The organism is Celerinatantimonas marina (assembly GCF_046054165.1).
Taxonomy (GTDB): Bacteria; Pseudomonadota; Gammaproteobacteria; order Enterobacterales; family Celerinatantimonadaceae; genus Celerinatantimonas.
In genome coordinates, this window is the sequence record NZ_JBFNXK010000013.1 from 18,674 (window position 1) to 33,240 (window position 14,567).

General features: G+C 44.6%; 13 protein-coding genes. 4 read left to right on the plus strand and 9 right to left on the minus strand.

Annotated features, from left to right (window positions below; genetic code table 11):
* Window positions 1-7: 7 nt before the first annotated feature.
* The 8 genes from rseP to rpsB form a co-directional block, all read right to left on the minus strand.
* On the minus strand, window positions 8-1,363 hold the full coding sequence (gene rseP / locus ABUE20_RS13910; RefSeq protein ID WP_408620545.1) for a sigma E protease regulator RseP: 1,356 nt from the start codon (window positions 1,361-1,363) through the stop codon (window positions 8-10).
* Window positions 1,363-2,556 (minus strand): 1-deoxy-D-xylulose-5-phosphate reductoisomerase, encoded by a 1,194-nt coding sequence (gene ispC / locus ABUE20_RS13915; RefSeq protein WP_408620546.1) that lies wholly within the window; start codon window positions 2,554-2,556, stop codon window positions 1,363-1,365. Before ispC ends, rseP begins: the two co-directional genes overlap by 1 nt.
* Entirely contained in the window at window positions 2,553-3,401 is an 849-nt protein-coding gene (locus tag ABUE20_RS13920) for a phosphatidate cytidylyltransferase (protein WP_408620547.1), read from the minus strand. Before ABUE20_RS13920 ends, ispC begins: the two co-directional genes overlap by 4 nt.
* A 28-nt stretch (window positions 3,402-3,429) precedes the next feature.
* Window positions 3,430-4,194, minus strand: coding sequence for a polyprenyl diphosphate synthase (uppS, locus tag ABUE20_RS13925; RefSeq protein ID WP_408620548.1), 765 nt, complete (start codon window positions 4,192-4,194; stop codon window positions 3,430-3,432).
* Window positions 4,195-4,255: 61 nt separating this feature from the next.
* Complete coding sequence (gene frr, locus ABUE20_RS13930; protein WP_408620647.1) at window positions 4,256-4,777, minus strand: ribosome recycling factor; 522 nt, start codon at window positions 4,775-4,777, stop codon at window positions 4,256-4,258.
* Window positions 4,778-4,814: 37 nt separating this feature from the next.
* Entirely contained in the window at window positions 4,815-5,567 is a 753-nt protein-coding gene (gene pyrH / locus ABUE20_RS13935) for a UMP kinase (protein WP_408620549.1), read from the minus strand.
* Between the two features lie 75 nt (window positions 5,568-5,642).
* A complete protein-coding gene (tsf, locus tag ABUE20_RS13940) occupies window positions 5,643-6,518 on the minus strand; it encodes a translation elongation factor Ts (protein ID WP_408620550.1) in 876 nt (291 codons plus the stop codon).
* A gap of 100 nt (window positions 6,519-6,618) precedes the next feature.
* Window positions 6,619-7,353, minus strand: a complete 735-nt coding sequence (gene rpsB, locus ABUE20_RS13945) for a 30S ribosomal protein S2 (RefSeq protein WP_408620551.1) — start codon at window positions 7,351-7,353, stop codon at window positions 6,619-6,621.
* Window positions 7,354-7,701: 348 nt separating this feature from the next.
* Between rpsB and map the strand changes: the two genes are divergently transcribed.
* The 4 genes from map (at window position 7,702) to ABUE20_RS13965 (ending at window position 12,769) form a co-directional block, all read left to right on the plus strand.
* Window positions 7,702-8,493 carry a type I methionyl aminopeptidase gene (gene map, locus ABUE20_RS13950; RefSeq protein WP_408620552.1) on the plus strand — a complete coding sequence of 264 codons (792 nt, stop codon included), beginning with the start codon at window positions 7,702-7,704 and terminating at the stop codon, window positions 8,491-8,493.
* Window positions 8,494-8,520: 27 nt separating this feature from the next.
* Window positions 8,521-11,154: a [protein-PII] uridylyltransferase gene (glnD, locus tag ABUE20_RS13955; RefSeq protein ID WP_408620553.1), complete on the plus strand. Its 2,634-nt coding sequence runs from the start codon at window positions 8,521-8,523 to the stop codon at window positions 11,152-11,154.
* Window positions 11,155-11,175: 21 nt separating this feature from the next.
* The gene (gene dapD, locus ABUE20_RS13960) at window positions 11,176-12,213 is read left to right on the plus strand and encodes a 2,3,4,5-tetrahydropyridine-2,6-dicarboxylate N-succinyltransferase (protein ID WP_408620554.1); all 1,038 of its coding nucleotides are present in this window, start codon (window positions 11,176-11,178) and stop codon (window positions 12,211-12,213) included.
* A 178-nt stretch (window positions 12,214-12,391) separates the two neighbouring features.
* Window positions 12,392-12,769 (plus strand): DUF3461 family protein, encoded by a 378-nt coding sequence (locus tag ABUE20_RS13965; RefSeq protein WP_408620555.1) that lies wholly within the window; start codon window positions 12,392-12,394, stop codon window positions 12,767-12,769.
* Between the two features lie 113 nt (window positions 12,770-12,882).
* On the opposite strand, the gene ptsG is transcribed toward ABUE20_RS13965, so the two are convergent.
* Window positions 12,883-14,322 carry a PTS glucose transporter subunit IIBC gene (gene ptsG, locus ABUE20_RS13970; protein ID WP_408620556.1) on the minus strand — a complete coding sequence of 480 codons (1,440 nt, stop codon included), beginning with the start codon at window positions 14,320-14,322 and terminating at the stop codon, window positions 12,883-12,885.
* Window positions 14,323-14,567: the final 245 nt, after the last annotated feature.

A 14,567-nucleotide genomic window follows, 5' to 3' on the forward strand; every position in this document is an offset into this window, starting at 1 on the left:
CTAATTTTTATAAGCGCATTAAATCATTAAATAGAGCAAACATCATCACAACAATGAGTACAGACATGCCAATGCGCGTCCCAATTTCAAGAACCCGCTCAGATACTGGCTTTCCTGTTGCTGCTTCCACCACGAAAAAAAGCAAATGACCCCCATCCAATACCGGGAGCGGTAATAAATTTAAAATCCCTAAATTAACACTGACTAAAGCTAAAAAACTTAAAAAATAAACTAAACCATTATGGGCTGATTGTCCGGCCCCTTTGGCTATCGAAATAGGCCCACTTAAATTATCGACAGAAACCTTGCCGGTTACTAATTTACCCAACATATCCAATGTTAAACGAGTCACTTTCCCAGTTCGAACCACCCCTTGATAAAGTGCACTTAAAGGATCATAACGCAGAGTGACCAGATACGACTCAGGATAAGGCTGGGCCTTTGGAGAAATACCCAAAAAGCCAATGGTTTCGCCTCGATAGAGTTTTCGCTCCGGCGTGATAGGTAAAACTTGCAACTGCCCATCTCGTTCAATCGATAACTCAATCTGGGAACCGGCATGATGTCGCACAATCTCTGTAAAATTAGACCACGATGACAATGTTTGATGGTTAATGGCAACTAATTTATCACCCACTTGAAGCCCTTGCTGTGCGGCTGGACTTTCCTTAATAATATGAGCGACTTCTAATAATACGGTGGGTTGGTAAAGTGTGATACCTAAATCCTGTAAAGGAGGCTGGTTGGAATTATCGGCATCAATATTCCATGAACTCAGATCTAATCGATAGTCCGATTGAGTTTGATCCAAATTTTTCACCACAACCGGGACATCTTTTTCCCCCACATGAGCAATCATTGCCATGACAAAGTCATTCCAGTCTTGAACCGAATTTCCCCCGACTTCAGTCACTTGTTGCTCAGCATGTAATCCGGCCCGGCCCGCAACACTTTGCGGATCAATTGTTCCCAAAACAGGTCGGACACTGGTAATCCCGATCATCATCATCAGCCAAAAAGCGATGATCGCCAATATAAAGTTGGCAACAGGGCCTGCGGCTACAATGGCCGCCCGCTTAGCAACCGACTGCCGGTTAAATGCGTATTTTTGCATTTCCAAAGGAACCGCTTCGACACGCTCATCCAACATTTTGACATACCCACCGAGGGGGATCATAGCTAAGACATATTCAGTGCCATCCCGCCCAACGTGATGCCAAATCCGACGACCGAATCCTATCGAGAAGCGTTCTACTTTCACCCCACAACGTCGGGCCACCCAAAAGTGACCAAACTCATGAATAGCGACCAATACGCCTAAGGCGACAATAAAAAAGAACACATTCCAGATAAAACTCTGCATCAACACCTATCCTGTATATACTGAGCTGTCCGATGACGAACCTCATCATCTAAAGCCAGCAACTCTTCCAAGTCAAGCGAGCGATGTTGCTCATTTAAATGTTCCAGCTGATATGCCACAACCTGAGCAATATCAGTAAACCGGATCTGTTCCTGTAAAAAGGCCTGAACCGCCACTTCATTCGCCGCATTTAGCGCCGTTGTTGCAAACTGGCTCCGGTAACATGCATCGATAGCCAGCTTCAAACACGGATAACGCTGCATGTCTGGAGCCGAGAAAGTTAATTCTTTGAGTGTAAAAAAGTCCAGAGGTTCCACGCTGGAGGAAATTCTTTGTGGATAGCCCATCACATGCGCAATCGGGGTCGCCATATCCGGGACACCTAACTGCGCCAATACCGAACCATCACAATACTGAACCATCGAGTGAATCACAGATTGTGGATGTAAAATTACTTGGATTTGTTCTTCACGGGCATTATATAAACGTTTAGCTTCGATATATTCCAAGCCCTTATTCATCATAGTGGCAGAATCGACCGATATCTTCCGCCCCATCGACCAATTGGGATGGGCAATCGCCTGCGCCACTGTCACATCAGCCAGTTGTTCCAGAGGCAATTCACGAAAAGGTCCGCCCGAGCCGGTAAGTAACAACCGTTTGACCCCAGCCGATTCAAGATCGCAAAAGCCTAATTGCTGCTGAATTTGTTCCGGCAAGCACTGGAACATCGCATTATGTTCACTATCAACAGGTAAAATCGTCGCCCCGTGCTGTCTGGCTAAATCCATCAGTAACAACCCGGTCATGACCAAGGCTTCTTTATTGGCCAACAATACGGTCTTACCATGCTGCACTGCCGCCAATGTCGGTTTGAGTCCAGCTCCCCCCACAATAGCGGCCATCACTAGATCGGCCAAGGGATCTGATGCCACCTCGATCAAAGCTTGTTCACCATCCATCACCGGGATCTGAGCGGAGATCTGTGTTCGAAGCTCAACCGCCGCCTGCACATCGGACATGACCACATAGCGAGGCGAATATTGATGGATCAACGCCACCATTCGAGCCACATTACGATGACCAGTTAAAGCATAAACCTGAAACGCTTCAGGATTCGCATCAACAACTTTTAAAGTACTACGGCCAATGGAACCGGTCGCGCCCAATATGACTAATCGACGAGGGATCATGGATGTATCCACATTAAATAACAAAGCGTAAATACGGGAACAGCAGCGGTTAAACTATCAATACGATCTAAAATTCCACCGTGTCCCGGCAAAATAGAACCGCTATCTTTAATGCCTGCTTCACGCTTAAACATACTTTCCAGAAGATCACCGAGCACCGAGGCTACAGTGGTTAATAATGAGCAAGCCGCAAAAACGGCAACCGAAGATATCCGAGGTTTAAACAGAAAAATACTCACGGCACACACCAACATCGAAAGCACTAATCCACCGATTAACCCCTCAATGGTTTTTTTAGGGCTCACCTGAGCGGCCATTTTAATCCGTCCGAATTTTCGTCCCGTGAAATAAGCTCCCGTATCGGCAGCCCACACCAGAAGAAAGACGTAGAGCACCCAGCCCGCGCCGCGCCATGACTGAGTAGGATCAATACCTCGTAAAGAGAGCATTGACCATCCAAACGGGAGTAAAACCAGCAAGCCAGCGATGAACTTTATAACGCTATTTTTCCCCCAAACAGCCACCGTTCGAGGATAACTAAGCACTAAAATAAATGCCAAAATCCAGAAAATTCCAGCGACCTTAAATAAAAGTAAAGCCGAACGGGAAACAGACAATGCCGAAAGAGGAAACACCGCAAAACCCACTATCCAAACAGCAATGATAGCAATTGTTAGCGGAAGTCGTCGTGAGAAATCAGGAGAGATAAAATTAGCCCATTCATGGGCTGCAATACACAAAATGACTGTTAAAACTATCGCTAATCCGGTTATCGGTAAGAAAAAAATACCCAAAATAGCAATAGGAGCTAATAACAGTGCAGTAATAATCCGTTGCTTGAGCAAACTAATCCTCGTTATATAATAATGGATTTCATCCAGTCTGGATCATCTGTCGAATCTGATCCGTCGTACAGCCGAACCGACGTTCCCGGCAAACATACGATGCCAGAGCTTCTCTAAATTCTTGCTCATCAAAGTCCGGCCACAGCCGTTCTGTAAAGTAAAGTTCCGCATATGCTAACTGCCAGATCAGAAAATTACTAATCCGATGTTCGCCACCGGTACGAATCATTAAATCCACATCAGAAACTGAAGAGCGAGCAAATGATTCATTCAGCAACGCTTCTGTCAGCTGTTCAGAGCGAAGCACGCCTTGGCTAATTTGTTCTGAAAAAAAACGAACCTGCTGCAGTATATCCCAGCGGCCACCATAATTCGCAGCAACATTCAATTGCAGTCCATCATTGTGCTCGGTTAACCGTTCAGCGAACTCAATCCGCTGTTGCAACGATTCGGAAAATCCATCCCGAGCGCCAACAATCCGTAACCGGACATTATGCTTGTTCAGAAGCTTTACTTCTCTTTGAAGAACACTCATGAACAGTTTCATTAAATTGGATACTTCTTCAGGCGGGCGCCGCCAGTTTTCACTGCTGAAAGCAAACAATGTTAGCTTTTCAATTCCCAACTGAGCCGCATATCTAACAATCTTACGAACTGTCTTAGCCCCTGCGTAATGACCCACCATTCGCAGTCGCCCCCGCTGCTTTGCCCAGCGGCCGTTTCCATCCATGATGATCGCCACATGACGTGGCAGCGCTCCAGGTTCAATAACGGCAGGATCGCCTGCGATCATAGAAAATACCCCATAAACAAAAAAGCCGCGCGCTTCGGCGCGGCATAATAAAGAAAAAGACTTAAATTTCCATGAGTTCTTTTTCTTTATTGCTTAAAATTTCATCGACACGTTTCACAAATTCATCGGTAATCTTCTGAATTTCATCCTGTGTCTGTCGATCCGCATCTTCACTAATTTCTTTAGCTTTGAGCAAACCTTTTACATCGCTATTTGCATCACGGCGAATATTACGAACCGCTACTTTACCCTGCTCAGCTTCAGCTCGCACTAATTTAATTAAATCTTTGCGACGCTCCTCTGTCAATGGAGGTAATGGGATCCGAATTGTGGTTCCTGCAGATGCGGGATTAAGTCCTAAATCAGAAGTTAGAATCGCTTTCTCAACAGCCTGAATCGCTGAACGATCATAAACCGTAACCAATAAAGTCCGGGCATCTTCAGTTCCGACATTCGCAACCTGATTCAGAGGGGTATCCACGCCATAATAAGGCACCATAATGCCGTCTAATAAACCAGGATGAGCTCTGCCTGTACGGATTTTCGACAATTGTCCGCGCAAAGCTTCAATACTTTTCTCCATACGCTCACGCGCATCTTTTTTAATATCTTCAATCACGTTATTTTTCCTCACCAAGCGGATTATTCATATTATGAATTGTGGTACCTTCGGGTTCCCCCATGACAACTCGTTTTAGTGCACCCGGCTTATTCATATTGAATACCCGTATTGGTAACCGATGGTCACGAGCCAATGTAAATGCAGCTAAATCCATCACTTTCAGTTCTTTTTCCAAAACCTCACTATAATCTAATTCAGAATATAGCGTTGCATCCGGATTATTAACAGGATCAGCATCATAAACTCCGTCGACTTTGGTCCCTTTAAGCACAGCATCGGCTTCTATTTCGATTCCCCGCAAACATGCGGCAGAGTCGGTCGTGAAAAAAGGATTCCCAGTTCCAGCCGCAAAAATAACAACTCGACCACTTTTCAAATTGCTAATGGCATCAGACCAGTTATATGAATCACATACACCGGTTAACTCGATTGCAGACATGAGCTTGGCATTAACATAAGAACGATGCAAGGCATCCCGCATGGCCAAACCATTCATCACTGTTGCCAACATCCCCATGTGATCACCGACCACCCGATTCATTCCGGCTTTAGCCAGACCTGCTCCACGGAATAAGTTACCACCACCGATAACAAGACCGACCTGGATTCCAAGCTCAACTAATTCTTTAATTTCAAGAGCCATCCGGCTCAAAATAGAAGGATCGATGCCGAAACCTTCATGACCCATTAAAGCTTCACCAGATAATTTTAATAGAATACGACGATATGCGGGTTTGGGATTGATACTCATGGCTGTTGTATCTCTTTAATCATGGGGGAAATAGATTCGGTTGTGGCCATAGCCACAACCGTTAATAAAGACCACTTATTGCTTAGCAGCCGCTACTTGTGCAGCAACTTCAGAAGCGAAGTCTTCTTCTTTTTTCTCAATACCTTCACCCACTTCTAAGCGAACAAAAGTAACAACATCAGCGCCTTGAGCTTTCAGCAACGCGCTCACATTCTGAGAAGGATCTTTTACGAAAGGTTGACCAGTCAAGCTGATTTCGCCAGTGAATTTTTTCATCCGGCCTACAACCATTTTTTCTGCGATTTCAGCTGGTTTACCGCTGTTGATAGCAATTTCAACCTGAATTGCTTTTTCTTTTTCAACAACCTCAGCTGGCACATCTTCAGGTTTAACAAACTGAGGATTAGCAGCTGCCACATGCATTGCTAAATCTTTAGCCAGTTCGTCATCACCACCAGTTAAAGAAACAATAACACCGATACGGCCACCGTGGATATAATAACCCAGGTTTCCACCTTCAACGGTGACCACACGACGAACACTCATGTTTTCGCCAATTTTAGCCACTAAGTTAGCACGAGTGGTTTCAATAGTTTCGCCACTGGCCAATGTCGTTTCTTTAAGTGCTTCAACATCATTCAATTTAGCTGCATGAGCGGCAGCCACAATTTCTTCACCCAGAGCCAGGAAACTTTTATCGCGAGCAACGAAGTCTGTTTCACAGTTGAATTCAACCAGTGTACCAACTCCATTTTCTACTTTTGCGAAAATTGCACCTTCGGCAGCAACACGGCCTGCTTTTTTAGCCGCTTTTGCCTGACCTGATTTACGCATGTTTTCAATCGCTAATTCGATATCACCATCCGTTTCAACCAGGGCTTTTTTACAATCCATCATACCTGCGCCAGTACGTTCGCGCAGTTCTTTTACCAAAGCAGCAGTAATTGCCATTTGCTAAATCCTCTGTCGTTTCGGATAAAACACAGGGGCCTATCAGGCCCCTGTTAACCAACAAGTTGGGTTTGGTTAATAAGGGATTAATTAATCCTTATTATTCCACAGCTTCTTCAACGAAACCGTCTTCTTCAGCCTGAACGACTAAATCAGCCTGGCGACCCGCCAAAACTGAATCAGCAGCAGCTTCCAAGTACAATTTCACAGCGCGAATCGCATCATCATTACCAGGAATGATATGTGAGATACCATCTGGATCAGAGTTAGTATCAACTACAGAAATAACTGGAATACCCAAGTTATTTGCTTCACGAATTGCAATGCTTTCGTGTTCTGCATCGATTACGAACAAAGCGTCAGGCAGACCGCCCATATCTTTGATACCACCTAAACTTTTTTCCAGTTTTTCCATCTCACGAGTACGCATCAACGCTTCTTTTTTAGTGAGCTTGTCGAAAGTACCGTCCTGACTCTGAACTTCTAATTCTTTCAGACGTTTGATGGATTGACGAACTGTTTTCCAGTTAGTCAGCATCCCACCTAACCAACGATGGTTAACATAGAATTGATCGCAACGAGTTGCTGCTTCTTTAACGGCTTCACTTGCTGCACGTTTAGTTCCGACAAACAGGATTTTACCTTTTTTAGAAGCCAGGTTGCTGATAACGTCCATTGCTTCGTTAAACAGTGGTAACGTTTTTTCTAAGTTGATGATATGAACTTTATTCCGGGCACCAAAGATGAACGGTTTCATTTTTGGGTTCCAGTAGCGAGTCTGGTGACCGAAATGCACACCAGCTTGCAACATATCGCGCATTGATACTTTTGCCATGATTTTTCCTCTATGGGGTTAGGCCTCCACGTATCCCTGCTAACCGACCATCACCTTAAATGGTGAGGGCACCCCGGCACAGGTACCGATACGTGTGTGTTGTTATTAAAAACACATATGGTTCTTGGGTAACCTGAATACCTATTATTCTAGGCTATGCTTCCCGGCGCGTTTTATACCATAAACATCTTTCTTGATAAAGCGCAAAAACAATAAAACCATGCCAACAGCCCCTACAACTTAGTGAGTGCATCGGGTAAACTGCTGTAATCAACGCTCAAGTTAGTTTTTTGTTAAAAATTGAGCCAATAATCCGCTTAAGTCGGAACATATCAATCGAGTGGTAGTATGACTAATTTAATTAAAACACCAGAACAAATAGAAAAAATGCGTATCGCTGGCAAACTCGCTGCAGATGTACTTGAAATGATCGCGCCGCATGTACAAAAAGGAGTAACAACGGAAGAATTAAACGAACTATGCCATAATTACATAGTTGATGAACAACAAGCAATTCCTGCCCCACTGAACTATCATGGCTACCCTAAATCAGTTTGCATCTCGCTCAACGAAGTGGTTTGTCATGGCATTCCTGCCCATAAAAAACTGCATGAAGGCGATATTCTCAATATTGACGTCACCGTTATTAAAGATGGTTTTCATGGTGATAGCTCCGCAATGTTCATTGTTGGGAACACCACACCGCTGAAACGTAATTTATGTAAAGCTGCTCAGGATGCACTTTATGAAGCGATTAAATTAGTTCGTCCTGGTGCCCAACTAGGTGACATCGGGTCAGCTTGCCAAAAAGTAGTCGAACCCCAAGGCTTTTCAGTCGTTCGTGATTTTTGTGGTCACGGCATTGGCGAAGTATTTCATGAGGAACCTCAGGTACTCCATTATGGACAACCCGGAACTGGAATGACTTTACAAGCGGGAATGACCTTCACCATCGAACCGATGGTCAATGCCGGAACTTATAAGTGCAAAGTCAGTAAAAAAGACGGATGGACGGCCACAACTAAAGACGGTCAGCCTTCAGCACAATGGGAACATACATTGCTCGTCACTGAAGATGGTGTAGAAGTTTTGACACTACGGAGTGATGAAGACTTTCCACGTAAAATCAGTCATAGTTAATCATTGTTAATTTTGTGAGACGTATTCATGGTTCCGAATGAGCTCCTGGTAGCACCTGAATTGCCAACTCAACCTTTATCTGTCGCTAGCTGTAAAAACTTTTTAAAAGCCCAGCAGCAATGGCTTGAACAACAATTTCACCAACATGTAGCTGTGACGGAACTAGTCCGGTTACGAGCCCGTCAAATTGATACGTTAATCCAGCAGATATGGGGTCACTGTGGACTAGGAGATTATCCGGAACTGGCATTGATAGCGGTAGGCGGTTATGGTCGTGGTGAACTGCATCCTAAGTCGGACATCGATATTTTAGTCTTATTCGAGTCCGAACTGAGCGAATCGGCACAACAGGCCATTTCCGCTTTTATTACCTGGTTATGGGATATAAAACTGGACGTTGGCCAAAGTGTGCGGACCGTCAGTGAGTGTATCGACCTCGGTAAGCAAGATATTACTATTGCAACAAACCTGATTGAATCGCGTTTTCTCATCGGGAACCCAACACGCTATCAACAACTCACAACCGCTGTAAATGATGAACAATTTTGGCCTATTGCCGATTTTTTTCGGGCTAAGCAAGCTGAACAGCAACAACGTCATATTCATTATAAAAATTCCGCCTATTCGCTAGAACCCGATATCAAGGCGAATCCAGGAGGCTTACGGGATATCCAAACCATCGCCTGGGTTGCCGGAAAGCATTTTGGCTCTAGCGATCTAAAAGCTTTAGCCGAACATCAATTTTTGACAGAATCGGAATATCAAGAACTCATTGATTGCCGGGAATTTCTCTGGCGGGTACGTTTTGCCCTGCATTTGCAACTTTCCAAAGCTGATAATCGACTGTTGTTTGACCGCCAGCTGACCGTTGCCACCACTTTGGGCTATGAAGGTGAATATAACGAGCCCGTCGAAAAACTAATGAAGGATTTTTTCAAAATCATTCGCCGTGTCAGTGAACTCAATGAAATGCTATTACAGCTTTTTAATGAAGCGATTCTCGGCAATACGGCAATGGATGTCAGGCAGCTCAACGAAAACTTCATTTTGCGGGGTTCATTGATTGAAACAACGCATCCCAATCTATTTATCGATCATCCTGAACAACTTCTGGAGATGTTTCTGGTCATTGCCAGCAACGATGCTATCACCGGGATTTATTCATCGACCCTTCGCCAGCTACGGGAAGCTTGCCGGCAGCAACAAGGTTGGTTAGAAGATAATGAAATCTGCCGGAAAAAATTTCGGCAACTGATGAAGCATCCTAATATCAGTGGTCAAGCCATTACCCTCATGCATCGCTATGGGATATTGGCGACTTATCTTAAAGCCTGGAATCAGATCGTCGGACAGATGCAGTTTGATCTCTTCCATGCTTATACCGTAGACGAACACACGCATCGACTCATCAAACACATCCATCAATATCCATCTCCGGAATATAAACGAGTTTATCCACTTTGCTCCGAGATTTATGGTCGACTGGAGCGCCCGGACTTGCTACTTATCGCCGCACTTTTTCACGATATAGCCAAAGGCCGACGAGGAGACCACTCTAAATTAGGTGCCATCGACGCTGAAAAATTTTGTCTTAAACATGGATTTAGCCGTCCATCCGCCAGAACTGTAGCCTGGTTGGTTGAAAATCATCTATTAATGTCAATTACCGCCCAACGCCGGGATATTTATGATCCGGATGAAATAGGTAAATTTGCTAAAATCGTTCGGGATGAACGCCATCTCGATATGCTGTTTTGCCTGACTGTGGCTGATATGTGTGCCACCAATGATGACGTTTGGAATAGCTGGAAAGGAACGCTGATGCGCGAACTGTATCAAGCGACCTTAAAAGCACTACGTCGCGGCTTGGAAAACCCAGTTGATCTGCGCGGCTTAGTGCGCGAAAAACAACATAATGCCATGGAGTTACTCTTAGAAAGAGGATTCTCTGACACCCAAATTCAAACGATTTGGAAGCGGTTCCGGGTCGATTACTTCCTGCGTCACACACCAGAGCAGATCGCTTGGCACAGTGAATACCTGTGGGGTCACAGCAATAACCAGCCACTAGTTCTCATTAGTCGTCGCCCCAGCCGGGGAGGCACCGAAATTTTCATTCACAGTAAAGATATTCCGCATCTGTTTGCTTCGGTCGCCAACGAAATGGAACAGAAAAACTTAAATATTCACGATGCACAGATCATGTCCAGCCGAGATGGCTACGCGCTGGATACATTCATCGTTCTGGACCCCGATGGCCAACCGATCACACCAGAACGTCAGCACCGCATCAAAGAAAGTTTGATGACGATGCTCCATTTTGCTCGTCCTGCCGTGTTGGAAAATCGCTGGTTATCTCGTCAGGCTAAGCAGTTTTCAGTACGCACCCATGTCGAATTTTTACCCACTCGAGGCAATCGCACTCTCATGGAGTTAGTAACACTGGACAGACCCGGACTGTTAGCATCGGTCGGAGCAGTGTTACAAAGCTTGAATTACATCATTCAAGGCTCCAAAATTACGACTATCGGCGAGAAAGCCGAAGATTTCTTTATTATTTCCAAAGAAGATCGAACTCGCCTCAGCGAGTCCGAACAGCAGCAACTCAAAACGCTGCTGGAGCAACGACTTGATCAAGAAGTTCACGCTCAAATTCATTAAAAAAACACAACGGAGACTTTGATGAGCACCACTCTTTTTAGCCTTGGCCTTGGACTTGGCACCAAAAATCAACACCAACAATGGCTGGAAGTTTTTTACCCTGCCCCACAACTCAATGTGGTTGCAGATGCATTGCAACCAATGTTAGATGCAGCAGGGTATACTGGTGACAACCAAGTTATTGAACTATCTGATAAGACTCTGGATGCAATGATTGCGGCTTCTGAACAGACCGAACTGACCACAATTCTGACCCAGTTACAACAACGTCCTGCTCAAAATAAAGTAGCTGTATTAACCGTTCTGGCAACAGATAGCGCGCCCCAATCAACTCCTGAAGCCTATTTAAAACTGCATCTATTATCACATCGGTTAGTGAAACCACATGGCACCGACTTAACCGGTATTTTCGCGGTATTACCCAATGTGGCATGGACAAATGAAGGGGCTATTGACCCGGCAGAACTTCCTCAACGTCAATTTCAGGCTCGTCTTGAAGGTAAACATCTCAATGTAACTTCCATTGATAAATTCCCTAAAATGACCGATTACGTGATCCCTAGCGGGGTTCGTATCGCCGCGACCTCACGGGTTCGTTTAGGTGCACATTTGGGTGAAGGCACCACCGTCATGCATGAAGGCTTTTGTAATTTCAACGCAGGAACACTCGGTGTGAGTATGGTTGAAGGACGTATTTCTGCCGGGGTTACCGTCGGGAATAATTCCGACCTAGGTGGGGGTTGCTCAACCATGGGAACTTTAAGTGGTGGCGGTAAACAAGTGATCACCATTGGGGAAAACTGTCTGGTTGGAGCCAATGCTGGAACAGGGATTCCACTGGGTGATCGCTGTACCATTGAATCCGGTTTATACATCACAGCCGGAACTAAAGTCACCCTGATTGATGACCAAAAACAAGCCGCAGGGACCGCTAAAGCTCGAGAACTGGCAGGTCGTTCTGATCTGTTGTTCCGCCGCAATAGCCAAACGGGCACCATTGAATGTCTTACCAATAAATCAGCCATTCAGCTTAATAGTGAACTGCACGCTCATAATTAATCTTTTAGCGCCCGGATCCGGGCGCTACTTCCCTTTTCCTGTCATACTCTTTATACATGCTAAGGGCTTTTCATCGTTCATGGTTAACTTTTATTCAAATTAACTCCATTTTGAATAAGCCTCGGCCGAAGACTGTGACACTTAATTCTCTTATTGGCAATCACGTAAGGATATCTATATGTACGACAACCTGAAAAGTATCGGAATTGTCAAACCCGAAAGTATTGAAAGATATGTACTTCGCCAAGAAGCAATGGCTGATATTTTAAAAATCTATTTTCGTAAGGAAAAAGGCGATTTCTTTGCTAAGAGTGTGAAATTTAAGTATCCACGGCAGCAAAAAACGGTACGGGTCAACGGAGGCACCGGCGAATATCGGGATGTCTCTGAAATTAGCCCGGAATTACGCTATATCGTTGAAGAACTTGATCAACTCACATTACACGGACAATCAGAAGTCGATGTTAAAGAAAAAATCTTAACCGAATTGCGGCATCTGGAAAAAGTGGTTGCAAACAAAATTGCCGATATTGAACGGGATCTCGAAAAACTATAAATCCACTCATGGACCCCGATCAATATTTCAAATAGACACCTAAAGTTGTAACAAACTGAAAAACTAAAGGGGGCTACGCCCCCTTTAGTATGTGCTTATTACTATCTACAATATTACATACCGCGCAGATAAGCATCCATATCAGTTTTCAGGTTATCAGAACGAGTCCCGAAAATAGCCTGGATCCCTTGGCCTGCCACAACAACCCCAGCAGCACCTAACTCTTTCAGTCGACCCTGATCCACTTTTTGAGTATCACTCACCTGAATACGCAGACGAGTAATACAAGCATCAAGGCTCACAATGTTTTCTTTACCACCGAATGCAGCAACCAGGTTACCCGCCATTTCATCATCACTTGCAGCCACAACAGTTTCACCTGAGTTATCTTCACGACCCGGTGTTTTCAGATCGAGGAATTTAATCGCAAGGCGGAAGATGGTGTAGTAAATGGCTGCGTAGCAAATCCCAATGAGAGGGAACAACCACAACCGGCTACCATTACCACTCAATACGATGAAGTCAATCAAACCATGAGAGAAACTAGTTCCGTCACGCATCCCCAGTAAAATACAAATTGGGAAGGCTAAACCAGCCAGAATCGCATGAATCACATACAAAATCGGAGCAACGAACATGAATGAGAATTCGATAGGTTCTGTAATCCCAGTCAAGAACGAAGTCAACGCAGCGGAAACCATGATACCACCGATTTTAGCGCGGTTTTCTGGTTTGGCTGAATGCCAAATAGCAATAGCAGCTGCAGGCAGACCATACATTTTGAACAGGAAGCCACCAGACAATTTACCCGCAGTTGGGTCGCCCGCCATATAACGAGGAATATCACCGTGGAAAACTTGACCAGCCGCATTCACGAATTCACCCACTTGCATCTGGAATGGAACGTTCCAGATATGGTGCAGACCGAATGGAACCAATGAACGTTCTACGACACCATAGATGAAGAATGCGAACGCAGGGTTCTGATAAGCAGCCCATTGAGAGAACGTTTGGATCGCTTTACCCACTGGAGGCCATACGAACGACAAAACAACCCCGATCAAAATCGCAGCCAGACCTGAGATAATAGGAACGAATCGTTTTCCGGCAAAGAAACCAAAGTAATCAGGTAATTTAATCCGATAAAAACGGTTAAACATAAAGGCGGCGACACCACCGGATATAATCCCACCAAGGACCCCGGTATCCGCTAAATGCTGACTGGCAACCTGATCTGCAGGCAAATGCAGAACCATTGGAGCCACAACGGCCATCGTTTTCACCATGATGCCATAAGCAACCACAGCGGCTAATGCAGATACACCATCATTATTGGTAAAACCTAAAGCAACACCAATAGCGAAAATCAACGCCATATTACCAAAGACTGAGCCACCAGCTTCGGCCATAACATGGGAAACAACTGATGGTAACCAAGCAAAATTGGCAGACCCAACCCCAAGTAAAATACCCGCGATCGGAAGAACCGATACGGGCAACATCAGCGATTTACCTACCTTTTGCAGGTTCGCAAAGACTGTACTATTTGACATATTCAGTGCTCCTAAGGGCAACGATTCCTTCAGTTAATGGATATATCTCATCAGAGATATATCTAAAAACCTCGCTTCATAAAAACTTTTTGTTCAAAAAGTAAATAAAAAATAACTTTTATTATTGAGGAATGGATTTTATGGGGCAGTTATTTATAAAAATGCGAGGGACATCAAATTATTCAAGGCCTAATGTAACTTAAAGTAACGTTAGATTTCTTTAAATCTCTATACCTCTTAAAAGT

Excerpts from the sequence above, each read along its gene's own strand:
- rseP (WP_408620545.1), bottom strand. The coding sequence starts at position 1,363 with ATGCAGAGTTTTATCTGGAATGTGTTCTTTTTTATTGTCGCCTTAGGC.
- ispC (WP_408620546.1), bottom strand. The coding sequence starts at position 2,556 with ATGATCCCTCGTCGATTAGTCATATTGGGCGCGACCGGTTCCATTGGC.
- uppS (WP_408620548.1), bottom strand. The coding sequence starts at position 4,194 with ATGATCGCAGGCGATCCTGCCGTTATTGAACCTGGAGCGCTGCCACGT.
- frr (WP_408620647.1), bottom strand. The coding sequence starts at position 4,777 with ATGGAGAAAAGTATTGAAGCTTTGCGCGGACAATTGTCGAAAATCCGT.
- pyrH (WP_408620549.1), bottom strand. The coding sequence starts at position 5,567 with ATGAGTATCAATCCCAAACCCGCATATCGTCGTATTCTATTAAAATTA.
- tsf (WP_408620550.1), bottom strand. The coding sequence starts at position 6,518 with ATGGCAATTACTGCTGCTTTGGTAAAAGAACTGCGCGAACGTACTGGC.
- rpsB (WP_408620551.1), bottom strand. The coding sequence starts at position 7,353 with ATGGCAAAAGTATCAATGCGCGATATGTTGCAAGCTGGTGTGCATTTC.
- map (WP_408620552.1), top strand. The coding sequence starts at position 7,702 with ATGACTAATTTAATTAAAACACCAGAACAAATAGAAAAAATGCGTATC.
- glnD (WP_408620553.1), top strand. The coding sequence starts at position 8,521 with ATGGTTCCGAATGAGCTCCTGGTAGCACCTGAATTGCCAACTCAACCT.
- dapD (WP_408620554.1), top strand. The coding sequence starts at position 11,176 with ATGAGCACCACTCTTTTTAGCCTTGGCCTTGGACTTGGCACCAAAAAT.
- ABUE20_RS13965 (WP_408620555.1), top strand. The coding sequence starts at position 12,392 with ATGTACGACAACCTGAAAAGTATCGGAATTGTCAAACCCGAAAGTATT.
- ptsG (WP_408620556.1), bottom strand. The coding sequence starts at position 14,322 with ATGTCAAATAGTACAGTCTTTGCGAACCTGCAAAAGGTAGGTAAATCG.